This is a genomic window from Psychrobacter sp. Cmf 22.2 (assembly GCF_001921745.1).
GTDB lineage: Bacteria > Pseudomonadota > Gammaproteobacteria > Pseudomonadales > Moraxellaceae > Psychrobacter.
The window spans coordinates 53,256-79,390 of the sequence record NZ_MRYA01000006.1 but is presented as its reverse complement, the minus strand read 5'-3'; the positions used below and the strand labels follow the sequence as shown (position 1 = coordinate 79,390).

At 45.3% G+C, this 26,135-nt stretch carries 23 protein-coding genes; 6 read left to right on the top strand and 17 right to left on the bottom strand.

The features are described from left to right. Nucleotides 1-31: 31 nt before the first annotated feature. The 3 genes from BTV98_RS10745 to BTV98_RS10735 form a co-directional block, all read right to left on the bottom strand. Nucleotides 32-673, bottom strand: coding sequence for a MarC family protein (locus BTV98_RS10745; RefSeq protein ID WP_075103590.1), 642 nt, complete (start codon nucleotides 671-673; stop codon nucleotides 32-34). Between the two features lie 187 nt (nucleotides 674-860). Further along, nucleotides 861-1,721, bottom strand: coding sequence for a carboxylating nicotinate-nucleotide diphosphorylase (gene nadC / locus BTV98_RS10740; RefSeq protein ID WP_075103589.1), 861 nt, complete (start codon nucleotides 1,719-1,721; stop codon nucleotides 861-863). 164 nt (nucleotides 1,722-1,885) lie between these two features. Then, nucleotides 1,886-2,935, bottom strand: a complete 1,050-nt coding sequence (locus BTV98_RS10735) for a hypothetical protein (RefSeq protein ID WP_075103588.1) — start codon at nucleotides 2,933-2,935, stop codon at nucleotides 1,886-1,888. Between the two features lie 352 nt (nucleotides 2,936-3,287). Between BTV98_RS10735 and nadA the strand changes: the two genes are divergently transcribed. The 3 genes from nadA (at nucleotide 3,288) to BTV98_RS10720 (ending at nucleotide 7,397) form a co-directional block, all read left to right on the top strand. Beyond that, on the top strand, nucleotides 3,288-4,427 hold the full coding sequence (gene nadA, locus BTV98_RS10730) for a quinolinate synthase NadA (protein WP_075103587.1): 1,140 nt from the start codon (nucleotides 3,288-3,290) through the stop codon (nucleotides 4,425-4,427). 1 nt (nucleotide 4,428) lies between these two features. After that, nucleotides 4,429-6,378, top strand: a complete 1,950-nt coding sequence (gene nadB / locus BTV98_RS10725; RefSeq protein WP_083606190.1) for an L-aspartate oxidase — start codon at nucleotides 4,429-4,431, stop codon at nucleotides 6,376-6,378. 110 nt (nucleotides 6,379-6,488) lie between these two features. After that, entirely contained in the window at nucleotides 6,489-7,397 is a 909-nt protein-coding gene (locus tag BTV98_RS10720) for a lysine exporter LysO family protein (RefSeq protein ID WP_075103615.1), read from the top strand. A 24-nt stretch (nucleotides 7,398-7,421) separates the two neighbouring features. On the opposite strand, the gene BTV98_RS10715 is transcribed toward BTV98_RS10720, so the two are convergent. The 4 genes from BTV98_RS10715 to BTV98_RS10700 all read right to left on the bottom strand — a co-directional run bounded on the left by BTV98_RS10715 (nucleotide 7,422) and on the right by BTV98_RS10700 (nucleotide 11,660). Then, nucleotides 7,422-8,117 carry an OmpA family protein gene (locus tag BTV98_RS10715; protein ID WP_075103586.1) on the bottom strand — a complete coding sequence of 232 codons (696 nt, stop codon included), beginning with the start codon at nucleotides 8,115-8,117 and terminating at the stop codon, nucleotides 7,422-7,424. A gap of 77 nt (nucleotides 8,118-8,194) precedes the next feature. Beyond that, nucleotides 8,195-8,785, bottom strand: coding sequence for an OmpA family protein (locus BTV98_RS10710; protein WP_075103585.1), 591 nt, complete (start codon nucleotides 8,783-8,785; stop codon nucleotides 8,195-8,197). Between the two features lie 17 nt (nucleotides 8,786-8,802). Then, complete coding sequence (locus BTV98_RS10705; protein WP_075103584.1) at nucleotides 8,803-10,056, bottom strand: FAD-dependent oxidoreductase; 1,254 nt, start codon at nucleotides 10,054-10,056, stop codon at nucleotides 8,803-8,805. A 257-nt stretch (nucleotides 10,057-10,313) separates the two neighbouring features. Then, complete coding sequence (locus BTV98_RS10700) at nucleotides 10,314-11,660, bottom strand: FAD-dependent monooxygenase (protein ID WP_227511708.1); 1,347 nt, start codon at nucleotides 11,658-11,660, stop codon at nucleotides 10,314-10,316. Between the two features lie 491 nt (nucleotides 11,661-12,151). Here BTV98_RS10700 and BTV98_RS10695 point away from each other — a divergent pair, with 491 nt between their 5' ends. Further along, nucleotides 12,152-13,243, top strand: a complete 1,092-nt coding sequence (locus tag BTV98_RS10695; RefSeq protein ID WP_058368371.1) for a PhoH family protein — start codon at nucleotides 12,152-12,154, stop codon at nucleotides 13,241-13,243. A gap of 277 nt (nucleotides 13,244-13,520) precedes the next feature. Then, nucleotides 13,521-14,126: an rRNA maturation RNase YbeY gene (gene ybeY, locus BTV98_RS10690; RefSeq protein WP_075103583.1), complete on the top strand. Its 606-nt coding sequence runs from the start codon at nucleotides 13,521-13,523 to the stop codon at nucleotides 14,124-14,126. Between the two features lie 67 nt (nucleotides 14,127-14,193). Here the strand turns inward: ybeY and BTV98_RS10685 are convergent, their stop codons facing one another. Together BTV98_RS10685 and BTV98_RS10680 are read right to left on the bottom strand one after the other, a co-directional pair. Then, a complete protein-coding gene (locus BTV98_RS10685) occupies nucleotides 14,194-15,069 on the bottom strand; it encodes a mechanosensitive ion channel family protein (protein WP_075103582.1) in 876 nt (291 codons plus the stop codon). Nucleotides 15,070-15,249: 180 nt separating this feature from the next. Continuing rightward, nucleotides 15,250-16,137, bottom strand: a complete 888-nt coding sequence (locus tag BTV98_RS10680; RefSeq protein WP_075103581.1) for an energy transducer TonB — start codon at nucleotides 16,135-16,137, stop codon at nucleotides 15,250-15,252. 411 nt (nucleotides 16,138-16,548) lie between these two features. Here BTV98_RS10680 and BTV98_RS10675 point away from each other — a divergent pair, with 411 nt between their 5' ends. Continuing rightward, nucleotides 16,549-17,319, top strand: coding sequence for a hypothetical protein (locus BTV98_RS10675; RefSeq protein WP_256713897.1), 771 nt, complete (start codon nucleotides 16,549-16,551; stop codon nucleotides 17,317-17,319). A gap of 113 nt (nucleotides 17,320-17,432) precedes the next feature. Here the strand turns inward: BTV98_RS10675 and BTV98_RS10670 are convergent, their stop codons facing one another. From BTV98_RS10670 to nuoH, 8 genes are all read right to left on the bottom strand, one after another. Continuing rightward, nucleotides 17,433-18,266, bottom strand: coding sequence for a ferredoxin--NADP reductase (locus tag BTV98_RS10670; protein ID WP_075103580.1), 834 nt, complete (start codon nucleotides 18,264-18,266; stop codon nucleotides 17,433-17,435). A 161-nt stretch (nucleotides 18,267-18,427) separates the two neighbouring features. Beyond that, nucleotides 18,428-19,906, bottom strand: a complete 1,479-nt coding sequence (locus tag BTV98_RS10665; protein ID WP_075103579.1) for an NADH-quinone oxidoreductase subunit N — start codon at nucleotides 19,904-19,906, stop codon at nucleotides 18,428-18,430. Nucleotides 19,907-19,909: 3 nt separating this feature from the next. After that, complete coding sequence (nuoM, locus tag BTV98_RS10660; protein ID WP_075103578.1) at nucleotides 19,910-21,538, bottom strand: NADH-quinone oxidoreductase subunit M; 1,629 nt, start codon at nucleotides 21,536-21,538, stop codon at nucleotides 19,910-19,912. 1 nt (nucleotide 21,539) lies between these two features. Then, the gene (gene nuoL, locus BTV98_RS10655) at nucleotides 21,540-23,414 is read right to left on the bottom strand and encodes an NADH-quinone oxidoreductase subunit L (protein ID WP_075103577.1); all 1,875 of its coding nucleotides are present in this window, start codon (nucleotides 23,412-23,414) and stop codon (nucleotides 21,540-21,542) included. Between the two features lie 4 nt (nucleotides 23,415-23,418). Next, nucleotides 23,419-23,727 (bottom strand): NADH-quinone oxidoreductase subunit NuoK, encoded by a 309-nt coding sequence (gene nuoK, locus BTV98_RS10650; protein WP_058368358.1) that lies wholly within the window; start codon nucleotides 23,725-23,727, stop codon nucleotides 23,419-23,421. Between the two features lie 98 nt (nucleotides 23,728-23,825). Further along, entirely contained in the window at nucleotides 23,826-24,533 is a 708-nt protein-coding gene (gene nuoJ, locus BTV98_RS10645; RefSeq protein WP_075103576.1) for an NADH-quinone oxidoreductase subunit J, read from the bottom strand. Next, the gene (gene nuoI / locus BTV98_RS10640) at nucleotides 24,530-25,078 is read right to left on the bottom strand and encodes an NADH-quinone oxidoreductase subunit NuoI (protein WP_058368352.1); all 549 of its coding nucleotides are present in this window, start codon (nucleotides 25,076-25,078) and stop codon (nucleotides 24,530-24,532) included. The genes nuoJ and nuoI overlap by 4 nt, the downstream gene beginning before the upstream one ends. A 44-nt stretch (nucleotides 25,079-25,122) precedes the next feature. After that, nucleotides 25,123-26,115, bottom strand: coding sequence for an NADH-quinone oxidoreductase subunit NuoH (gene nuoH, locus BTV98_RS10635; RefSeq protein WP_178379379.1), 993 nt, complete (start codon nucleotides 26,113-26,115; stop codon nucleotides 25,123-25,125). Between the last annotated feature and the right edge of the window lie 20 nt (nucleotides 26,116-26,135).

The following is a 26,135-nucleotide window of genomic DNA, read 5'->3' as shown; positions in this document are numbered from 1 at the left end:
AGATGATTAGGTGACTAAACGCTCATACATTCTATATTAGGTCGGGGAATAACGTTCGTAGTCCGCTAACGATGATTTCAATAGAAACCGCTGCAAGCAACATACCCATGATTCGGCTCATGATATTAAGTCCAGTATCACCTAACAAACGGCTGATACGCCCTGCTGCCATCAGTGCTAAATAACAGAAAAGACTGATCAAAAAGCCTGCAATAAGAACCGCTGAGACTCGTAAGATACCTGAAATTTGTGAAGAATAAATAATAACCGTTGAGATGCCACCAGGTCCGATCATCATAGGAATGGCGAGAGGTACGACAGCTGAAGCAGTGCTTGGTGGAGCGCTTTGTATATGATCAACATCGAAGTTTTCTTGATCGGGCTTTACTGGGTTACCATCACCATTCATCATATTAAGGGAGATTAAAAAAACTAATATGCCACCTGCCAACTGAAACGAGCCAATAGAGATACCCAGTAACTTAAGCAAGGTCTCGCCTGCTACGGTAAAAAAGCTGATAGTAATAAAAATGGTCAAGCAAGCAATACGTGCAACTTTACGTCGATTGATCATCGAGTAGCCGCGAGTCAAGTCTAAAAACAGTGTTAGCGCACTAAATGGATTAATCAATACCACAAAAGCTAAGATAATTTTGATAATTTCAGTATTCACTGAGCGCTCGCTTGTCTATCGGTAAAAACCAGGCAAAAAGATAAGGTCATCGTGCGAGTGCAACGATGACCCAATAGGCGGTTAGCAATGGTATTGTAGCATAGGCAGATAACCTAATTAAATCATTAACTTTGGTTAATATTTGCCCGCCTCAGTAATGAGAAAATCATCATTAATTAAACGGTAATTAAGCGCTAAAATCAAGACCGATATCGAGCGCGGTGGTACTGTGCGTCAGATAACCCATGGCGATGAAATCCACCCCTGTTTGGGCGACCGCTTGCACCGTCTCAGGCGTGATGCCTCCCGAAGCTTCTGTCTTGGCGCGGCCTTGGCACATAGCCACCGCTTGCGCCAAAACATCAGGCGTCATATTGTCCAGTAATACCAAGCTTGCACCAGCATCGAGTGCCTGCGATAACTGCGCTAAGGTGTCGACCTCTACCTCAATCGGAATCAGATGACCGGCGAAGTCTTGCGCTTGCTTGATGGCAGTTGCGATATCGCCTGCAATCGCAATATGATTATCTTTGATCAAAATTGCATCGTCCAGCCCCAAGCGATGGTTACGCCCGCCGCCGCAGCGTACAGCATATTTTTGTACCGTCCGTAGGCCAGGAATGGTTTTGCGCGTACAGGTGATTTGCGCAGGGTATGCAGCCACACTATCGACGATCTGCCGTGTCGCGGTCGCGATACCGCTCAGGTGCGTCATAAAGTTGAGCGCGGTACGCTCAGCAGTGAGCAAATGACGCGCATTACCGCGAACGATTGCCAGCACTGTCCCCGCCTTAACCCTCTCACCATCAGCGACCTGAGCGTCAAAACCAATCTGCGTATCGACCATATCAAAGGCCAATCGCGCCAAATCCATACCGCAGATAACCCCTGCTTGGCGCGCTTTGATCTGTAGCTGCGCTTGCATATCTGCTGGGATAGTTGCTTGTGAGGTGATATCGCCGCGCCTGCCCAAATCCTCTGTAAGAGCGGCCTCTACTAAAGGGCGTAGCAACACCTCATTTAATGCTGGTTCTTGTTTGCCTGTCATCGGTTATCCTTATCGTTGCGCATTTGCCTCATAAATATGTCATCGCCAGTGATATCATCACAAATAGCAATAATATCACTGGTATCACGGTCATTTTTTAGACTCAAAATGAGCATAAATATAGCGTAAAGCACCCCGCCCTGCAATAAAATAATGTCATTTAATTATTTGCGTTTGGGCAGCTTGCTATCCATAAGCAGGCTTTGTAACTCGATATCATGCCGAAAACGATACAGCTTGGCGGGCCGGCCGCGCTGGGCGCTACTGCTCTCTCCTGTTTCCATCACTAGGTTTTGTGCCTCAAGCAGGCGGCGAAAGTTTTGCTTATGCAGGCGCATACCTGATAACGCCTCTACGCTCTGCTGTAACTGCGATAAAGTGAACACATCGGGCATCAAACCAAAAATCAGTGGCCGATACTCTATCTTGGCTCGTAATCGAGAGATGGCAGTGGCAATCACGCGGCGATGATCGTAATACATCGGCTCACCTATCAGCTGCGACCAGTGTTTGGGCAGCTCGGTTAGCACATTGGATAAGTAGCTTGGTGGGTAGCTTGGCGCTTCAGGTATCAATCCTGCTTCATAAAGCATCTCATAGCGCAGCAACACATGCTCGGCGACCCATTCTCTATTTTCTGGCAGCTGCTCCCGACTGGCCGCGCTGGCACCCAAGCTTGGGGACTGTTGGCTTATCACATGTGCTTCACCGATGCCCCAACACAGCTCAATACGCTGACGTCGCCGCTGCTGGGTGATAGCATCATCTGCCTCCTCTGCCCATGCCAATAACGCTGGTACAATAAACGAGGTAATGATACTTGGCGCACCATCTAAGTGGTTTTCCCATGGAAAATAATCATACCAATCTCGCCATAGCGCTTGGCTTGGCAGCTTTGGCGTCTGCGTCTCCTGCACCAGCCCTAGATAGCTGACATACACTAAAGCATGACCATCGACATTGCGTCTATTGGTATCGACAAAGGTATAAAGCTGCTCTAAATACCCAAGTGGCTGCTGCGTCTGTTCCTCCACCCACTGGCGCACCCCTGCTTGCAACGAGCGATGCAGCGGCATCAGTGGCCCATTGGGCAACAGCTTGCCCTGATCGACCGTTAGGACACGGGCGGTATGCTCAGTAATCGCAACGAGTACGGCAACCACCTCGGTGGTGCCACTGCCTTGCTGATGCGCATGTGAATAAGACAACGTCATAAGTGTATTTATCATCCTCGGTAGAAAATTAAACTCAGTACATAAACAAGCTGAGTACAAAAACAAACTCAGTATACAATCAAAACAGCCGTGCTACAGCAGTCGTTAGCACCGTTTATCTATATAACATTGATACGCCCTAGTATAGCTCGAATCTAAGACGATCATAGTCTGTCGCTGTAACATCAGCCGAGCCTCACGCCTTAATACAGTTAGAAAAATCATAAAAAACCCCTTGTTTTTATGCTCAAAATGAGCATAATTAAAACAATTTATGATTTTGCTTCAGCAAATCACCCCAATATTACGACATATGATGTGTCACTATCGCACCAAAGGAAAGGTTGCAGCTATGAAAACTTATCCGTACGACGCCCCTATCATGAGTACCGACCAGCGCATCGCCACTCAGATGACCACCGAATACGCCAGAGCAAAGATACCTACCGAGTTGCCACGCTCTGAGCGGCTGGCGGTTGAAGAAAATATCAAGCACTTGCTAAAAGCGCATAACGCTGTGCTCGTCGCTCATTATTATGTCGATCCTTTTATTCAGGATTTGGCTTTGGCGACTGGCGGCTGTGTCGGTGACTCGCTTGAGATGGCGCGCTTTGGACAAGCACATGAAGCGCAGACATTGGTGGTGGCAGGCGTGCGCTTTATGGGCGAGTCAGCAAAAATTCTAAGCATGGAAAAGACCGTCCTGATGCCTGATTTAGCAGCGGAATGCTCGCTTGATTTGGGCTGTCCTGCAGATGAGTTTGCCGCATTTTGCGACGCCCATCCTGAGCGTACCGTGGTGGTTTATGCCAATACCAGTGCCGCGGTCAAAGCGCGTGCCGACTGGGTGGTGACCTCCTCTGTCGGTATCGATATCGTCCGTTATTTACATGCGCAAGGTGAACCTATCATTTGGGGGCCTGACCGTCATTTGGGCAAATATATCGCTCGTGAGACTGGCGCAGACATGCTGCTCTGGCAAGGCTCTTGTCTTGTGCACAATGAGTTTAAGGCGACCGAGCTGCTGCAATTGAAAGAGGAGCACCCTGACGCCAAAGTGTTGGTACATCCAGAGTCGCCCGATAGCGTGGTCGCGCTCGCTGACGTCGTCGGCTCGACCAGTAAGCTGCTCAGCTCAACCTATGAGATGGATGCCGAGACCTTTATCGTAGCGACCGATTTGGGCATCTTGCACGAGATGCAAAAACGCTCGCCAAACAAGCGCTTTTTGGCCGCACCGACCGCTGGCGACAGCGCCAGCTGTAAGAGCTGCGCGTTTTGCCCGTGGATGGCGATGAATGGCCTAAAAGGCATCGAGCAGTGTCTGACGCAGCGAAGCGGTGAGGTCATGTTGACGCCTGAGCTGGCAGCGGCCGCCAAAAAGCCTTTACAACGCATGCTTGATTTTGCCGAAGCGCAAAAGAAACGCGTGACAGCGAGCGGTGACATTGTCAAAGACCGCGCACTATTTGCTAACGTTGGAGCTGCCTAATATGAGTGAGGCGCATACAGCCGCTAATACAAGCACCCCTGCTGATGATATCCATGGCGTCAGACACACAGATGTGTTGATCATTGGCGCAGGTCTTGCAGGATTGAGCACGGCGCTGGCCTTACCGCAAACACTTAACGTGACGATACTAAGTAAAGCGGCGCTGGACGTTTGCTCCAGTCATTATGCTCAAGGCGGTATCGCGGCAAGTTTGGATGCCAAAGACTGCGCCGCTGATCATATCGCTGATACGCTCATCGCTGGCGCAGGATTGTGCGAGGCAAAAAACACCACAGAGATACTAAGCTCAGGCGAGCAAGCGGTGCAATGGCTGTGCGAGCAAGGCGTGCCCTTTACTCGCCTCCCAAAACAACACGCGCCAGCAGAAAAAATAGCGACATTAAACAGGCTTAAAACCCTTTATCAGAGAGGCTTTGAGACGACAGCCTTACAAACCAGCGACTTACACTTGACCAAAGAAGGCGGCCATGGCTGCCGGCGCGTCGCTCATGCTGATGATGCCACTGGCCGACATATTATGGAAGCCCTCGTTATAAAAGCGCAAGCGGCGTCTAATATCACCATCCTGCCCTATCATGAAGCGCTTCATCTGCTAAAAAATACTGACAATCATTGCCGAGGTGCACTTGTTTTTGATCATGACAACCAGCGCACGCTGACTTTTTATAGTCGCGCAGTGGTGTTGGCCAGTGGCGGTCTAGGACAGTTGTTTAAACGTGCCAGCGCACCCAATGTCTGTGTCGGTGATGGGATTATGATGGCATGGCAAGCGGGTTGCCGCTTAGCAAATTTAGAATTTATCCAATTCCATCCCACAGGTCTGGCACTTGGCGAGAGTAGTTTTTTGATATCTGAGGCATTACGCGGTGAAGGTGGACGGTTATATTGTCCGCAGACGGGTAAACGCTTTATGCTAGATATTGACGCACGCGCAGAGCTAGCACCGCGAGACATCGTCGCTCGTGCTATCGCTGAGCAAATTAGCATCAATGGACTTGGCTACGTTCATCTCGATGTCAGTCATTTGCCAGCGGCATTTCTCCAAGCACACTTTCCGCAGATTTATCAAACACTATTAGACCTTGGCATCGACATCACCACCAACCCGATCCCAGTTGCCCCCACCGCGCATTATAGCTGCGGCGGCGTGGTTACTTCTGCTAATGGCTTGACCGATGTGACAGGACTCTATGCGGCGGGAGAAGTTGCTTATACAGGCCTACACGGCGCCAATCGCTTGGCCAGTAACTCGTTGCTAGAGTGCGTGGTGGTCGGACGCCATATCGCCGCCGATATCCCGCGCTATCTACAAGCAACTAAAAAACCAGATGCCACATCCATTTATACTAACTCAGAGCAGTCCATCTATGATATTTGGACCCCGCCGATGCTGGCAGGCTGTCAGCGTATTACCTTGCCATCGCCCATTGAATACCAACGCCATGCTAACGACCATCACAACGTCAATGTCCGCACCAGTACAAATACTGACATCGCTGGCATAACCACCCGATTAAAAGAATTAATGACCTCGCATCTGGGCATCACTCGCAGCGCCGAGCAATTAGAACAAGCGCTGGTACAAATTCAGAAGTGGCAGCAGCAGCTTAACTGCGTAAACCCCAATCAAATAGCTATCGGTAATAAGGATAAGGCCGCTATTCTAAACGGTTTGCCTTACTTTCAATTAGCAAGACAGTTGCAGTTAGCGACCTTGATTATACAGTCGGCTTATCAGCGTCATGAGAGTCGCGGCGGGCATTACCGCAAGGATTATCCTGACTTAGCGAGCAAACCTAAAGTGAGTGTGATTAACCCTTTATTAGACAGTCTGCCTAGCCAAATTCATCCATCTGATAAATCTATTGCAGTTAATCAAGAATATAGCCAGCAAGATAAGCATTCGCAATCAGCCGTTGGCACCCTATAAAATAGTGAGAATATGGCAATTTTTGTCCACTCGTTCCAGCATTTATAGCCTAATATGATACAATCTCCAGCTCCCTAAAAATGCCTTCAAAAAGCTGCGAGCACATCATCATGCAAAGCCTAGTTACCCTTGTTTTGGTATTAATGCCAATGTTTATTGGCTTTGCCATTCCCTCTAATCCTAAAATGACTAGGCTTGCTGATAAAGGCTTGTCGTACTTGGTTTATGTCATCTTAACCCTTATCGGTATTGAGCTGTCACAAGTAGAAGGGCTGGGTAACCAAATAGGCGAAATCGCCCTATATGTCACCATCTTATCGATACTGACCATTGGCAGTGGTTTGTTTGCGCTCATGCTTTTTGACCGTCTGCGCCCGTGGCATGCCAAAAAACCCAGCGTCAAATCCAAAGAGCACCGCGTCAGTATCCGCGGTAGCTTAGCACAAGTGATTTGTGTCGTGATTGGCATGGTGATTGGTTATTTCTTACCGGCAGGTTATATGCCGCCTGAAAACACCATGACCGTCATGCTGATGATATTGATCTTATTGGTCGGTATCGGCCTCAAAGGCTCGGGCATCACCCTAAAAGAAGTTCTGCTCAATAAGCGCGGCGTTGAGATGAGTATTATCTTTACGTTATCGATATTGGTGGGCGGCCTTGTCTTTGCGCTGATATTTAGCGATGTATCGTGGACGAAAGGTTTGGCACTAGCGTCTGGCTTTGGTTGGTATTCGCTATCAGCAATCGTCATGACCGATGCTTATGGCGCAGTTTGGGGCAGTGTCGCGCTGTTCAATGACTTGATACGTGAGTTTTTTGCGCTATTATTTATTCCCGTCTTTATGCGTAAGTATCCATCAGCAGCGGTCGGCCTTGGCGGCGCGACCAGTTTGGACTTTACCTTGCCGATTATCCAACAATCTGGCGGGTTAAAAGTGGTGCCACTGGCGATTAGTTTTGGCTTTATTATTAATATTGTCTCGCCAGTGTTGATGGTGCTGTTTTCGGCTTTTTAAAAACCGACCGTTTTTTTGACGTTATCATTCAGATTTAAATATCTCGCAGCGCTTTAGATATGGTTCATAGTTTTTCCGATCACTTGGGTTTTCTATATTTGCTAGGTCTTTGACTTGCGTACTTGCTTTGACAGTTACCCTTCTATCTTTTGACTCTATACCTGCAAGATCACTTTCGCTAAAGTCTGTAGCTATAAATGGATATCTATCTGAGCAATCATAAGTAGAAATACGATCAGAGGTAATGTGAGGCTTTTCTACTAACCTATTCCTGACATTAATAGCACGGTTACGTGATAAATTATTTTCATTAGGCGCTATCATCGCAAGCTCGTTTGATGCTACATGACCAAAAATAAAAACCTTGGCATCTGGTTGTTCATGAAGGTTTTCTTCAATTATTGCAAGTGCTTGATCATATTCGTCAGTTAATTGACTGCTCATCGGTTCAAAAAATCCTTGCAACTGCATTTCTAGCGAACCTGTATAAACCACTACTGGACAGCCTTTAGCATCGACCACTACGTTAGGTGGCGTTTCAGGGCATTCATCTATGGCATCAAGCACACCATCGCCATCTAAATCGCTATCCGCCTGCATCGTCCTGATGTTTTCATATTGCGGTATAGTTTTGGGCGGTATAGTTTCGGTAGTTTGGCAGCCAGCTAATATTATAGATGCTGCTAGTAACAACAACGTGCGATGGGTTTTAATGGTCATTATTACGCTCTCTTCATCTAGAATAACTAAAGGCCTTGCCTATCATCACTTTCACGTTTTTTAAAATGTTCAATATATTACTCAACATTGCTAATAAGTGCATAATTACGCTGGTTGAGCCAACTGTTTTCGGCGTCATTTGTCGCAATTGGGCGCTCTGATCCATAGTAAACGGTCTTAATGCGATCAGGATCAATATTATGTTTCATGGTCATATAATTTTTAATCCCTTCCACACGGTATCTTGATAACGTTTGATTGGCGCTAGTTTCTTCACGCTTGGATATATGCCCTTCAACACGCATGACAGCGTCCAAATGATCTTGCATTTTTTTGCCTGCGTTATCTAGCTGTTCATAATACTCACTTTTTATCTCACTGCTATTTTCATCATAATAGGCTCTAGCTTCCATCATAAATTCGTTTTCACCAAAAAGTAAGGAATGGGGACAGCCTCTTTCATCGATGACTACATTCCACGGCGTAGCAGGACATTGGTCGATGTCATCAGGAATGCCATCGCCATCTGAGTCTAAAATCGCTGGAACGACGGGCGCTACGATAGGCGCTTGCTGATTAGCCGCTACTAATTGTGGCGTAGTTTGACATGCGGATAAGACCAAAGCGCTGCCAAAAACAATAATCGCCGAATATATATTTTTTTTCATAGCAACCTCCTTTTCAGTTAAACCCCACTTGCCTGCTTCGCAAACAATCGCATGAGTGGTTTCATCTTGCCAACGCGGTACATGCCTTCACTGCGAATCTGCTGAATCGGACGCATCTGCGCGAGCGAGCCTGCAAACAGCCAATTAAGCGCAGAAAAGCTGTGCATCATCAGGCTATTATGCGGTCGGCGTAGACGCTCATAGCTACGCAAGGTTTGGTTACTGCCCCACAGTTTATTGCCACTACGCGCATAGTCGTGCATCAGCTGCTCACTTAGCGCCTTCACATCGAGCATGCCCAGATTTAACCCCTGACCTGCCAGCGGATGCACACCATGAGCGGCATCGCCTATTAGCACCAAATTGTCCTGTACATAACGCTTCGCTTGCTGCGCGCTCAGTGGAAAGCTGGCGATGGACTCTATCTGCTCGATTGCGCCCAGCTCATAGTGACTGGCAGCGGCCAATTTATCAGCGATCTCGCGCTCGTCTTCCTCGAGCAAAGCCAGTGCATAATTGCGCGGCAGTGTCCAGACAATGGACTGCCAATGCTGCGGATTGGCTTTATCTTCATCAGTGATATCCGCTAATGGCAACAGAGCCAGTGTGCCGGTCGGTAGCATGGCTTGGCGTGCGGTCGCTTGATGGGGCTTGGCAGTCTGAATCGCACAGCAAATCGCGGTTTGCTGATAGTCAAGCGTGTCCAGCCCAATCGCCGCCTGCTGACGGACAAACGAGCCACGACCATCGGCACCGACGAGCAGATGCGTATCGATAGCAGCGCCGTCCGCTAGCGTCACACGGTAGCCCTGCTGCATCCCGCGCCAGTCCATATTGACGACTTTTTGCCCTGCGATGACGGTCAGATAATCACTGACATCATCCTCAGACAGACGCTGCCATAAGGCATATTCGATGACCGCTGGTTCAACCATACTGCCAAGCAGCTCTGGCGCACTGCGGCCACTATCACCAAATAATAGCTCACCCATACCATTGAGTTGCCATACCTGCATCTGCGAGTAATCCGCCTTACGCCCCGATAGTGCTATTTTTCGCCAAGCGCCTACGTCTTTTAGCAGCGCAATACTGGCGCGGCTCATCGCATAAACGCGGGCATCTCGCTTGCCAAGAACCTGTTGCCATGCAGACTCATCTCGAGCAGGACGCGCATCGATTAAGGTCACGGGCATTTTGGCTTGTGCCAGCTTTAGCGCCAGCGTCGCACCGACGATACCGCCGCCGATAATGAGTGTATGGTTGTTTGTCATAAGTTAGCTCTCGATATCAGGACGTATTAAACATTTTAAACATTTAAAAATAAACACTGCTACTGGTCAAAGTACTACTGAAAATTCTTGCATCACTTTAGTTATGGAGATAGTCGTTCCACTATAAAATAAACACAGTGCTACTGGGATGAATTTTATGCAGCCTCTGGAGTGACAAAGTCACACAGCAAGCAAGGGAAATTTATACCAGTAGCACGCTGGCATAGCTGTATTTTTCTTATTTAGGATTCACTATATTACGATTTTAAACCCATTGCATAATTTGCCACCAGCGGTTTGATATTGGGCAGTTTATCAAACGCCACCAGTGCCATATTACGCGCCAATTTGATGGCAGGATTGGGATGGGTAAAGCCATGGACGACCGCATCACAAAAACGAATGACGCGTTTTTGGTCCGTTTGTCGGGATTTTTCGTAGCGCGTGAGCAATGCCGGACTACCGATATCCTCGCCTCGCAACACTTGCGCGCTCAGCATTTTTGCCAGTACGTGAGCATCGCGCATACATAGATTAAAGCCTTGACCTGCCACTGGGTGCAAGGTGTGGGCAGCATTACCCATGATGACGCAGCGGCCAGCGACTTGCTTATCTGCCAGTACGCGTGTCAGCAGATAGGCACCGCGGCGACCAGAGTTGACAAACGTGCCAGCACGATCGCCAAATGCCTCCTGCAACGTCGCCAAAAAATGCGCATCGTTTTCTAGATATTTATCTTCTTCACCGGTTGGGCAGACCCAAACCACCGAGCGTCTGTAGCCTTTTTGATATTCCTCATTGCCATCGCCTTCTGGGTCGGTCAATGGCAGCACCGCCAGTGGCCCTGCTGGACTAAAGCGCTCAATCGCTTTATGCTCATGCGGCTTGTCTGTCTCTACCACACCGACGATGGCGGTCTGCTGATAGTCATACGTCGTCGTGCCGATGTCTAATAGCTGGCGCACGGTAGAGTCGCGGCCATCGCAAGCGACCAGTAGACTGGCCTGCAGCTGCTGCTCGTGCTCTTCTTCGCCGTAGTAGCTAAAGCTGAGCGTCACGCCATCAGGCTGCTGCTCGACAGCGATGACGTTGGCATTATCAATGATACTAATCAGCGACTCCTGCTGCGCGGCCAGTAGTAGCTTACGCCCCAGCCAAGCGTTTTCCATCACTTGCCCAAACGACTCGACTTGCTCGTCCGCCTTATTTAACTGCGCACGTCCAAAGCTGCCTTGCTCGCTGATCTGTACCGCATCGATGCGGCAGGCATGGCTTTGTAGCTCATCCCACAGCCCAATCTCTTGGTAAATCTGTACTGTGCGCCGCGACAGGGCGGTGTTGCGACTGTCCAAATAATGACTGCGCGTGCTGTCATCGTTTGGACTAATGGTTGGGTAGCTCATCTTTTCTAGCAAAGTACTGGCGATACCGTGATGGGCGAGCAGCAAGGCAAAAGACAGACCCACATGACCGCCCCCTGCGATCAGTACTTGCTGGTCGGTGATTGCCGTTTTATTATTTTTCGTATCGAGAGCCTGATTGACGGTATTCGAATGCGTAGCATTTGTCTTGGTTGACATAGTTGAATGAGTATCTTGTATCATTATTATTCCTATTGGAACTGATTGGATAGAGCGGTTATACACACCTATTAAGTATTTTTATTCAGTAATTGATAGGTATTTGATCGTTTACTAAGGCTTTTATATAACGACTAGACCGTTTTTGGACAGCTGATAGATTACCATAAATTGCCCGAACTTCTGTGTCCTTTACAGAAAGCTTATTATGACACTATCTATAAATACTTCCTCATACAACAGAAAACTGCTATCCACTGTAAGTGTTGCAATCCCCATACAAAAACCAAGCTAACTACCCTTGTATATGGCTTGAAATTTAAAAACTATCAACCATAATAAAGACAAGATAGCTACTTATCATCTTCTATATAATTAACGATTTTACTGTCATCTCTCTACTACTTAAAAGTAATAAGTTTTTACCATTGTTTTATTTATTAAGCCCACAGTTTTGCTGATGTTGAAGAGCAATAATGGGCAACAAATACAAGGATAATCGCTTGACTGATTCTATGAACCGCCGTATAAAGTTTGAATCATTAACTCCAGCGCAGCTTAAGACCGTGCTTGGCGAATACAATAATCACATGAAATACCTACAAGATCGCCTCGATATCAAGATTATTCAACGCCAAGGTGACTTTTGCCTGAGCGGTGATGTGACTGCGGTCGAGCGCGGCGAACGTATCATCTATAAGCTGGTTGACGAAGCCCAAAATACTAAAGACATTAGTGCAGAAGAGCTGCATCTTATCATTCAGTCTAGTATCTCGCGCGAGCAAGATATGGAAGATGAGCAAGAATCTGCCGATGATGAAGACGATGCAGCCGATTTGGATTCGGCAAATGATTTTACCCCTGTTAGTCTACGTACTCGTAAAGGCAAAATCATCCCACGCGGTGGCAATCAGCAGCGTTATGTAAAAAACGTGCTCAGCTCCGATGTGTCATTCGGTATTGGGCCTGCCGGTACGGGTAAAACTTATCTTGCGGTCGCCTGCGCGGTCGATATGATAGAGCGTAATGAGATCGAGCGTATTTTACTGGTTCGTCCAGCGGTAGAAGCTGGGGAGAAGCTAGGCTTTTTACCGGGTGACTTAGCACAAAAAATTGACCCCTACTTGCGCCCATTATACGACGCACTATATGAGATGCTAGGCTTTGAAAAAGTCGGTAAAATGATTGAGCGTCAAATTATCGAAGTTGCGCCACTCGCCTATATGCGTGGTCGTACCTTGAATAACTCGTTTGTCATCTTGGATGAGGCGCAAAATACCACGCCTGAGCAAATGAAAATGTTTTTGACGCGCTTAGGTTTTGGTTCACGCGCCGTCATCACAGGGGACATCTCACAGGTCGATCTACCGCGCGGTACCAAGTCAGGACTGACGCAAGCACTAGATATCCTAAGCGGTATTGAAGAGATTCATATCACTAGGTTCGATTCAAAAGATGTGGTACGCCATCAGCTGGTACAGCAAATTGTTGAAGCTTATGATGTGTTCGATAGTGAACAGCTGCTATTAGAAGAAAAACGCAAACAAGAGCGTATTGCAGAGCAAGAACGTAGACAGGCAATTGCTGATGCAGCCTCCAAGCTGTAGCTAAGCATCTTTAAACAGTGTCTGTCTAACTCAAAAGACCGGATTACTAAAAATAGTGATCCGGTCTTTTAATTAACATTAAATAAAAGTAGGGCGTGTTGATAAGCATAATATAGTGAGTTCAGTACAAAAACGTTACAGTGGGACTGGGATGAATTTTACGCAGCATCTGTCGGCGTAGGCACAGCACGCAAGGAAAATTTATACCAGTTCCACGTTGACATACAATGTATCTGTTTTATTTAGAATCAACTATACCTCTCCTTAAGGTGAAGCTATGAACCAATCTAACAACGATAATATAAACGTACTAAAGACAAGTGAACTAGACAAGGTTGAGCTTGATGTCAGCGCTATTGATAGTAACGATGAGGGGTTAATTAGTCGTTACTATAGTGAAGATCGTCTATTGCCAATCATGGTTGCAACTTTAAAATATATAGATAGACGTATAGAGAACGGTCTGATGCTACCCTACTTTACAGATATTAGTCTTGAGACATGGCAGCACAAAATCAAAGCGTTAGATATATATATTACTGACAAGATTGAAGGTCGTGAATTAAATTTGGAAGCACGGGGCAAAGATTATGCGACCAATATTTTGTCTTACCCAAGCGAGATGCCAGTTAATATTATTGAGTTGATGCCAACACTGCCACTGGGAGAGCTTATTATTTGTCATGAAGTCGTGGCGCATGAAGCCATAGAGCAAGAAAAAACGCTGACGCAGCATATTAGCCATTTACTGGTACATGGTATGCTACATTTACTAGGTTTCGATCATGAGCTTGGACAAGCTGAGCAAGAGGAGATGGAAGGGTTTGAGATAGAGATTTTGGCAAGTCTCAACCTACCAAACCCTTATCTACCAAACACTTAAATTTGACGAGGTCAGTTTTTTGACCGTATCAATCTCTTAGAATAATCACTGAATAACCAATCCTTGCTCAGTCTTTAGTCATGGGCAGTTTTTGCGACTGACCCATCTGATTAATCATCTGATCCAAACCTTTGACGTGGACGCTACGCTGCGGGAATGGAATCTCAATCTTCTCATCATCTAAAGCGTACTTAAACTGCTCAAGCAAATCACACTGCATGGTCCACCAATCAGCATTGGTTGTCCAAACATTGAGAGTCAAATCTACCGAGTTATCGCCAAGATTGGTCACGCGCACGATAGGCTCAGGATCTGTAAAGGCCATCGGGTTGTTTCTGGCCAAGCTTAGCATGACCTCTTTGGCGGTTTTGATATCGGCATCATAGCCAATACCGACCGTGATGTCGACGCGGCGGTTAGGCAGCGCGGTATAATTGATCACAGCTGATGTGGTGATATCGCCATTTGGGATGATGATAACGTGATTATTAATCGTGGTTAAATGAGTGTTAACCAAAGTAATTTCAGTAACTGTCCCTGTGTAACTGCTAATCTGTACATAGTCACCAGTTACAAACGGCCGAAAAGTCACAATCATAATGCCAGCGGCAAAGTTTGACAGCTGATCTTTTAACGACAAACCAATCGCGACCGCAGCACCGCCCAATATAGCAACGACTGAGGTGGTCTGCACACCAACTTTGCTCAGTGCGGCTAAGACCACAATGACCAGCAGCACCCCATACAAAAGACGACCCAAAAAGCTGGCAACAGTATCATCTAAGCGGCTACGTAACATGATACTATGAGCAAATGTCACTGCCTTTTTGGCAAGCCAGCGCCCGACCACGAATATTAGTAACGCTAAAGCAACTTTAAACACTAAGCTTAATGCATTAGTCGTTAGTGTCGCAACATCAATAGTAAAACCTAAAAATTCCATACCGACTCTTTATTTTGTAGCTTCGTTTGTTTATCAGACTTACGGTCACAATCGGATGCCAGTTATTATTTTAATAGCTCTGATATCTTAACCTAGTTATCCTGACAGTTTATACCCTATTTTATTCAATAAGTCTTTTATACTCTATCTATAAATCTGTTGTTCTTTGTCCGCTTATTTTTAATAAGTTACTTCTACTTTATCACTATAACGATAGGTACGTATCAAACGCAGCTCGACAATATCATTCATATCTGCGGTAAATTTACCAAAGGGCGCAGCTTGTCGTACTGACTGCTTCGCAGCTTCATCCAATATCGTCGAGCCTGAGCTTTCAAGTAAGCGAATGGCTTTAATATTGCCATCATTGCTAATAATCACCATAAGACGCACTTCACCTGTGATACCTTGGGCACGTGCCTGCACTGGATAATGCAAGTTACCAACTCGTTCGACATGCTCACGGAAAGTTTCGATATAGTCCGCTGCAGCGCCGCGCGTCGTCGAATTGCTATCAACGGTCACTACTTTAGATTTGGTAGCATATACCTGTTGACGCTGAGACAACTGCGCCTCTAAAGTGGCAATCTGCTGACGCAGTCTCTCCTCTTGCGCCATCATATCATCTTGCGCTTGCTTGCTGTCATTATCAGCTTCTACATCAGCCTTACGCCAGCTCAAAGTGGTACGTAGATAACTTTCTTGATAACGCTGTTGACGTACTTGGCGCTGCAGATTGATAACATCTTGCGTTTTGCTTATCTGCTCTGAGGACAGTGGATTTGTTTGGACGCTTTCTTGTCGCACTTGTTGACGTACTGAGCCGCCACCTTGTTGGGAAGCATTTGCAATATAATGAGCATCTTCGTTTGGCTGCATATTGTCTGTCAAAGCTTTTGCCACGTCTTGCATCAATGCAGCGGGATCTTGTCCCATAGAAAAACTGATGCCAAAAATAAGGATGCCATGTACGAATAACGCAATAACAATAGCAACCGGTAAACTAAAATCACGCGCCGCAGCGGGCGTAGAAAAATGATAGCTTTGAGAGTCTTTAATATGGGCCACAATAAATCTCAAATTATAAGCGTAAAAACAGCGGTCATCGTTTTGATACGATCATACCGCATTAGGCAGATTGTAGCCCTCTGATAAGCAATAATTATGCCGATCAATCATTGTATTTGTGCCATCATAACATGAGCAGCAGTTGTATCGCTATGGTGTCACTTTATCATAATCAAAATACAAATAAGGCTTGAGACTAAAAGCGTTACGACCAAACTATGTGTGTTTGCTTGGCATTCTTCGTTATGTTTTTTAGGTTATTTGCTACAATATAAGGCCTTACGTTTTGTAGCATGCTATTTTGCTATATACTATTTTCACTCGTCATATTGCTACCTACAATATCAATTAGCGTCTGACAATCAATCATGTAGTAAAAATAATCCTACTATAATCACAAGGATAACAAGTTTGAGTAACTTCGATAACTTCGACAACTTCGATGACCTCTCCGATAATCTTGGCTATCAATTCAACGAATCATTTAGTGATGGTTGGGAGAGCCTAACCCAAAGTATCAAGAATATTTATAATAAGACTGCCGATAAGCTTGATGATGAATTGGCTTTGCCTGTTGCGCAAAAATACGTCAACGATGCATTACAGAAGTTCGTCACGGACAATGTTAAGTCTATCTTAGAGTTGAGAGTTGAGTTACATGATGACTGGTTTCGCCTATACTGTACAGTAAATGCTGCTGGTATATATGCTGAAGTAGCTGGTAACTTTAGCTTAGTACATGCCCAACTTGATCGTAACGTACAGCGTTTTGTGTTTGGACAACTGACTTATACAGATGTGCTTAACTTACGCTGCGAATCGTTCCTAAAGCTTCAAGGGGTCAAACTTGCTATCTGGTTTTATCATAGCGTCCTAAAAAAAGATCCTCTAGGCGTCATCCTCACTTACATCAATATTGCTCGTGCTAAAGAAGATATTATTTATCTCGATATCAATCGCTGGCTTAAGAAGAACCAAAAAATCATGAGTACCCTACATAAGGTACAGGTAAATTACGGAGAGGTTGAAGAAGATCAATTGATTCTAAAAGCACAAATTAATTATCGCGATTTACTGGGCGGTAGTAGTGGTGAAGATATCATTGGTGATGATGATGAACCCGAATTAATGCAAGGACCTATCCATCCTGTAGATGACGCAACTGAGCCCAGTACAGAATAACTACGACCTATATTACAGTTTTTATTGAATAATAAAAAACGCTGCCAATCAACAGATCGCAGCGTTTTTTAATGATTTGTCATTACTCTCAAAACCAATGACTTATCTATTGCTTACCAATAGTTTTCCACCGCAATGTTCCCTTCACCGCGGCGGTTCATAACAAAACCTAACTCTTTTAACGTCTCTTTGGTATCTTCTACCATGTCTGGATTACCACATAGCATCACATGGGCGCTATCGTTATCTAGCTTTATACCAGCCTGCCTCTCAAGCTCACCATTTAGTAATAATTGTGGCAAACGCTCGCTAAGCGCTCCTTCCATAGGCTCACGAGTCACAATCGGCACAAAGATTAAGCTGGCAGGATTATCCACCAATGTACCAAAGTCATCTTGCAATTGCTTTATTTGCTCAACGTACGCCAGCTCCTCTTTTGAGCGCGCGCTATAAGCTAGGACGATATGCTCATAGTCTTGCCATGTTTGCATATCTTGCAGCATTGATAAAAAAGGTGCCAAGCCAGTGCCAGTTGCAAGCAACCATAAGTCTTTTGGTGAAGGTTTTTGATAGCGAGCTAAAGTCAAAAATCCGAATGGCATGGTATTGAGGAGTAACTCGTCCCCCACTTGTAAGTGCTGCAACTGTGATGTAAACGCCCCATCTGGAATCACGATAGAGAAAAACTCTAGTACTTCATCAAACGGTGAAGATACTATCGAGTAAGCGCGGAAAATATCTTCATCCGGCGCGGCGTCAGTTACTTGGCTTGGTGCCTTGTCTTGCTGCTTGTAGTATTGCAGCTTACTGGGATTGACACCCAAACGTACAAATTGACCTGCAGTAAACTTAAAGCTGTCTGGACGCGTCACGGTAAAACTAAACAGATTGGGGGTCCAAGTGGTCTTACTCAGTACTTTAACGGTTTGAATATTGTCTTCACTCATAATAATTAGTCACTTATATTTTGTTAATTTTTGCGTGGTTTATTAAAACGAACAAATAAAAAAGATGCGCCAAGCTTATCATAAACTCAGCGCATCTTGGTTTTCTATCAGTAACTGTAATAGCTCAATCAAAGCTTATTAGCCCTTATATAAGCCGTATGTTACCAGATACGTGCCATACTCGACCATACAATCATACTGTTGGGTAATATACCAAAGAAAATAATCACTGCGGTCACACCGATGACCATCAGACCACCCATACGGATGCCCCATTGCCCTGCCACGTCAAACTCAATAAACTCTTTTGGACGTTTAAACAGTGTCAGCATGACACGTAAATAGTAGAACAAACCAATGGCACTACCCAAAATAATCATCGCAGCTAAGAACCAGTTCGTACCCTGAACAGCTGCTAGTATGGCAAATAGCTTGGTAATAAAGCCAGCAGTCAATGGAATACCAGCCAATGAGAGCATCATAATTGTCATAACAGCCGTTAGTACCGGACGACGCCAAAACAATCCTTGATAATGTATCAGCTCATTAGCTTCACCGGCCAAACGATAAGGACTAGACATTAGAGTCACAACACCAAACGCACCGATAGAAGTAAAGGCATAAACGGCCATATACATACTAGTAATACTATCAGCAGCACTACCAATACTGACAATCACAATCAACACATAACCCATATGAGCGATAGAAGAATACCCTAGTAGACGCTTTAAGTTGGTTTGACGTACTGCCAATAAGTTACCAACCAAAATAGACAAGGTTGCCATAACCATAATTAGCATCTGTACTGATGGTAAAGCCAGTAAAGCCGTATCAATCAAGAAGCGGACAGCCAGTGCCATCATAGCAACTTTGGAGACTGAAGCCAGATAAGTCGCTATAGGAGCTGGCGCACCTTCGTACACATCTGGCGTCCACATATGAAAAGGGGCTGCTGATAGCTTAAAAGCAATACCAAACATCATTAATGCTGTACCTAATATTAGTAGCGGTGATTCAAATATATCACCCAATACTAAGCTAATAGGTTTGAATGCCAATGAACCAACTTGGGCATAGATGAAAGCCATTCCCATTAATAAGGTGGCAGAGGCAGTCGCTGATAATACTAAGTACTTAAGCCCTGATTCGAGTGAGCGATTACGTAAAAAAGTATAAGACAGCAGACCATATAGCGGTATAGACAAAAGCTCTAAGCTCATAAAGAATGCAGCCATATGCTGCGCCGATACCATTAAAAGCGCGCCAGTGGTCGACACTAACATCAGCAGATACAGCTCATCTTTATTGTCTTTAAGATTGGCCAAATATGCGTAAGCTAATGTACAACATGCCAGCGCACAGATAAAAATAACGACCATATTAAACTGAGCAAAATTATCGATTACAAATAACTGCTCAGCGTTTGGCAATGCATATCGGCTGTCTATTACCCCTCCTATTTGTGCAAGTAGGATAAACAGACCAACGTTTAGTCCAGTCACGGTAATAGTGCCAGTGATGACATGCGAGCGCTTAATAGTAATCGCAATCATGGCCAATAACGTTGTAACTACCACTGCAATGATTGGTGCATAAGGCATTAGCCCCATCAAATCATTCATCGTAATATCATTCATGACTTAACGTGCCTCCATTGCATCAAGTAACTGTGACGCATCTACTTGAGTGATTTCACTGTAGACATATGCATTATTAATCCACTGCATGGCTTGACTTGATGTATCAAGTATCGGCTGCGGGTACAGGCCGAGCCATACCAATCCAGCCGCTAACATAAGTAGTAATGACAGCTCACGTTTGCCCAAATCTTTTAATTTGCGTGTCGGCAAACCATGTGACTTGGTCTCGTGCAAAGCCACCTCTTCAATATTATTAACCCCAAACAATGCGCGATAAATCAAGATTAATGAATACAAACCAGCCAATACCAAGCTAAAGGTTGCTAGTACCACAAACACTGGATACTGGGCAAATGCACCAAATAAAATCATGAACTCACCGATAAAGTTACCCGTACCAGGAATACCTAGGAGCGCGGCGCAAAAGAACATCAATATCGGAGCATAATAACGGAACTGTCCCCACATACCGCCCATCAAAGTCAGATCACGAGTATGTAGACGCTCATAGAGCTGTCCTGCCATGATAAATAGTGCAGCCGAGCTAAGCCCGTGCGCAAGCATCTGAATCATCAGGCCTTGCAGACTGAGCAACGTACCTGCATAAATCGCCAAAACCACGAAGCCCATGTGCGAAACACTGGTATAGGCAAGCAAACGCTTCATATCGGTTTGCATAAAGGCAAGCCAAGCTCCGTAAAATATACCAATAGTCCCTAACGTAATGGCAATTGGTGCAAACTCTTGAGACGCTGCAGGAAATAAAGGTAATACAAAACGAATCAAACCATAAGCTGCTGTCTTGATTAGTACCCCTGCCAAGTCCACCGAGCCTGCTGTTGGTGCCTGCGCGTGAGCATCCGGCAACCAGCCATGAAAAGGAATAATTGGCAACTTGACGGCAAAACCAATAAAAAAGCAAAGCATGATTGGATATTCCCAGCCGCCAAGTGGCGTACCGAGCAAGTCATTATAATTAAAGCTAACCACACCGCGATTGGCATAATTGAATAGTACTAATAACAAGATACCAATGAGCATGATAAGCCCAGAAGCTTGGGTATAGATAAAGAACTTGGTGGCAGCGTATTCTTTAGTCTTACCACCAGCGACATCATGACCCCAGATAGCAATCAAGAAATAGATAGGAACCAGCATCATCTCCCAAAAGAAAAAGAAGAGGAACATATCAATCGCTAAGAACACGCCTATAACGCCGCCCAAACTCCATAACAAGTTCAGATGAAAAAACCCAACACGGCGTTGAATCTCATTCCATGAACAAGCAACAGCAGCAACACCAAGTAACCCTGTCAGTGCAATCATCAGCAGCGACATACCATCTATTGCTAAATGAAAGCTAATACCAAAACTTGGTATCCATGGCACATTATATTCAGCGACCCATGGCACAGCAGATTGTGGTGCTATGACTTGCTTACTCATGCCTGAAAAGTCGCCATACTGCCATAATACAAGTGACAACCCAAAGGTCAGCATCATGCCGATCAAAGCAATCCACCGCGGCAGACGCTTGTTTATTCGCTCAACCAACCAGCATAACAACCCTGCAATAAATGGAATTGCAATCAATGCTGGCAGCATCCACGTTTGTTGTAACTCTATCATCTTATACCACCGTCATCATTACCAGCACTAACAGCACAGCCATACCCAAGCCAAAACTTGCAGCATAACCTCGAAGTGACCCTGTTTGCGTTGCAGACATCGCTTTGTTCCCTGCTGATGCCAACATAGGTAATATGTTCCATGTTTTATCAATGGGATCGGCTTTAAATAAGCGACCAATGAATAAAAAGGGTTTTACGAAAATCAAATCGTATAGCGCATCAAAGCCCATACCGTTATAGCACCAGTAATATAGCGCGCCACCAATACTTGATTGTTTAAAGCGCGATAACATCCGGCCCTTATCAACCACATATAATAAAGCTGCTAATATCAATCCAGCCAGCATTGCACCCATCGCGATATATTCCGCCGTATGTTTGGCGTGCGCTTGACCTGCAATTTCTAATAAATGCCCTACGCTCTCTGGCAACACACCTTGTAACGGTGGCGTTATGAGTGCGCCCACTGCCGTGGATAGTACTAACAGTACAGTCAATGGCAACCAATACGACACACCAGATAATTTATGTGCAGGTGTTTTCTCTTCACCAAAAAAGACGATCCAAATCATACGGAAAGTATAGATTGCCGTTAAGAATGCACCGAATACACCCATATAGAATAAAACTTGATGACCGGTAGCATAGGTCTCCCAAAGAATGGCTTCTTTAGAGTAAAAACCTACCGTCACCCAAGGTATGGCTGCAAGCGCACCGCCACCGACGATATAGCACCAAAATACCAATGGTATCTTTTTGCGTAAGCCGCCCATCTTAAAGATATCTTGCTCGTGATGGACTGCAAGGATGACTGCACCTGATGATAAGAATAGCAAGGCTTTAAAGAAAGCATGAGTCATTAAGTGGAAGATAGCTCCTTGCCATGCACCAACGCCGAGCGCTAAGAACATATAACCGATTTGGCTCATGGTCGAATACGCTAGGATACGTTTAATATCTGTTTGTACCAATGCACAGAATCCGGCGACAACAAGCGTCAATGCGCCTACTGCTCCAACCCAATATAAAAGAATACCAGGAGTCAAAATAAATAACGGATGCATACGTGCGATTAAATAAACGCCTGCGGTTACCATGGTCGCCGCGTGAATCAATGCAGATACCGGTGTCGGACCTGCCATCGCATCAGCAAGCCACGTATGTAATGGCAACTGCGCTGATTTACCCATCGCACCGCCAACCAACATCATAGTGGTCAACATCATTGTTGGATTATTAAGATCAACCACCTCTGGCGCACGCGTAATAATCTCTTGAATATTGAGCGTACCAAATTCACGAAACAGCAAAAACAGTCCAAATGCTAAGAAGACATCACCGACACGAGTAACGGTAAAGGCTTTCATCGCAGCTCGGCCATTGGCACGATCTTCGAAGTAAAAACCAATCAATAGGTATGAACAGATACCCACGCCTTCCCAGCCAAGATAAAGTAGTAATAAATCATCTGCGAGTACCAGCAACAGCATGCTGGCAACAAATAGGTTCATATAACTAAAAAAACGGGCAAAGCCTTTATCACCTTTCATATACCAAGCGGCAAACAGATGAATCAAAAAGCCAATACCAGTGATAATCCCAGTCATAGTCAATGCTAAACCATCAAAGCTTAGAGCAAAGCTTGGTGCAAAGTCGCCAACTTGAAACCATGTCCATAGCGGTACTTGTATTACGGTACCTGCTGGATTGTCCAGCAAAAAAGTGTAACTGGCAATCAAGGCACACAATGCTGATAACAGCATGCTTCCCACACCAACGAATGCAGCTGCTTGTTCAGTCAGCTTGTCACGCATAAAGGCTAATATTAAAAAGCCAATGAGCGGAAGTATAAAGGTTAATGGTAATAAACTCATGACATCATCCCTTCATCTCATTGGCGCTATCGACATCGAGATGCCCACGCTTATGGTAAAACTGTAGTAATATTGCCAAACCGATGGCTGCCTCAGCTGCTGCTAGTGTCAAAATAAAGATAAACATAATTTGTCCGTCTGGATCGACCCAGCGGCTACCTGCCACTACAAAAGCTAATGCTGCCGCATTCATCATAATCTCAAGACTCATTAGCATGAATAAAAAGTTACGACGTACCATGACACCGCATAGTCCAATAGCGAACAATATACCTGCCAAAATTAGTCCATGGCTCATAGGTATCATACCCAGTACACCTTGCGCCTCAGTAGCGGGCTGCACTAAGCCTACTACCTCATGGGCGAACGGGACGTTGGACACATCTTGTGCCACGCTCGCTGCTAATATCATCAGTCGGACTCCTTACGCGTGACTCGCTGTACACCTACATAGTCATGTGGATCTACTTCTTTGTATTCGTATGGTTCAGCTATCTTTACAGCATCACTAGCTTTATGACTACCGGCATTCCCATGTTCTATAATACTACCCACACTTGGTTGGAAGTCTTGACTGTCGTTACCCATGATCTCATCATCTACAGACTCTTTGCCCAAATGATAAGCAGCAACTAGAGCTGCCAATAATAGCAGCGCGGCTACCTCAACCAACATGACATACTTAGTAAACAGTGCCGTACCAACCGCTTTAGCAGAAATAGACGTACCGCCAATCATGGCGACTTCATTATGATTAAGACCAATCATCGCATACAGCACAACCGCGATAATGACAGTCAGCCCAGTTGGTACTGCCCATGTTCCTGCACTAAGCCAACGCTCCTCACGAGCATCATTAGCCATGCCCAAATTCAGCATCATAATGACAAAAACGAAAAGCACCATAATTGCACCAGCGTATACAACGATCTCAAGCGCCCCAGCAAAAGGCGCACCCAGTACGAAAAATACACCGGCTATCGCTAACAATGATACGATCATCGATAAAATAGCATGGACTGGGTTGGCATGAGTGACCACACGCAGACTAGCAAAAATAGCGACTGCTGCAAGTGAATAAAAACCTGCTAGCTCAGGGTTGTTTAAGATATTCATCATGGCAGCAAGCTCCGAAGATCAATAGGTGCGGCTTCATTTTGTGCAGCCCCTTTTGGTTTATCTGCCACGGCCATACCAGAGACGCGATAATAGTTATAGTCAGGATATTTACCCGGTCCTGAAATAAGTAAATGCTCTTTCTCGTAGACCAGATCCTGACGATTATACTCACCCAACTCAAAATCTGGTGTCATTTGAATCGCTGTCGTTGGACACGCTTCTTCACACAATCCACAAAAGATGCAGCGTGAAAAATTGATTCGGAAAAACTCTGGATACCAGCGTCCATCATCACGCTCAGCTTTTTGTAGTGAGATGCAACCAACTGGACACGCTACTGCACATAAGTTACAAGCAACGCAGCGCTCATCACCGTCTGGATCACGAGATAATATAATACGTCCACGAAAACGCGGCGGTACTGGTACAGGCTCTTCAGGATACAATATAGTATCGCGTGGCCTAATCGCATGGCTATTAACCATCCACATGCTGCGGACAATGGTAAAAATACCAATGACAATCTTTTTTATCGTAGTAAACATGGGATTATTATCCTTATCAGCATTACTTTAGATCTTTACCAAAACTACAGTGCTGGAGAAAACATCAATATAACAGCAGCAGTAATCAGTAAATTGATCAAAGTAACTGGCAGACAGACTTTCCAACCAAAATTCATCACCTGATCATAACGCGGACGCATGAGTGAGCCGCGAGCCAAAACAAACATGGTCATAAAAAATAGCGTTTTTATCATGAACCAAAAAGCTGGCGGGATAAATGGAATATCTAAATTAAAGGGCGCAAGCCAGCCCCCAAAGAACAAACAAGTCATCAGCGCAGAAATGAGTACCACATTGACATACTCACCAATAAAGAACATGCCAAATTTCATACCTGAATATTCGACATGATAACCTTCGGCAAGCTCTTGCTCTGCTTCTGGCTGGTCAAATGGATGCCTATGCGTCACTGCTACACCAGCGACCACAAAGGTTAAAAAGCCAAAAAACTGCGGAATGATATACCAGCCATCAATTTGTGACTCAACGATTTCACGCAGATTAAAAGAGCCAGTCAGTGCAACCACACCCATTAATGACAAGCCTAAAAATACCTCATAGCTGATCGTTTGTGCTGCTGAACGCAGGCCACCAAGTAATGAGAACTTGTTGGCAGAGGCCCAGCCACCAAACATAACCGCGTAGACAGCTATACCTGCCATGGCAAAGAAAAACAAAATGCCAATATCCCAATCAGCAACACCAAGCGTTGGCGAGATAGGAATAATGGCAAATGAGGCCAATGCAGTGAACATAGCTACTGCAGGCGCCAAGGTAAACATAAACTTATCGGTAAATTTTGGTATCCAATCTTCTTTAAAGAAGATTTTGAGCATATCAGCGACCAGCTGCAAAGAGCCAAAAGGCCCGACACGGTTGGGACCGTAACGATCTTGCCACAGCGCTAACATACGACGCTCGTAGACAATCATGATGGCAGCTACCAAAACGACTACCAAAAAAATCATTAAAGACTGTCCGACCAAAAACAAAATAGACCAAGCATCAAAGGTCATGCTGTCAGCCAAAAATGTTG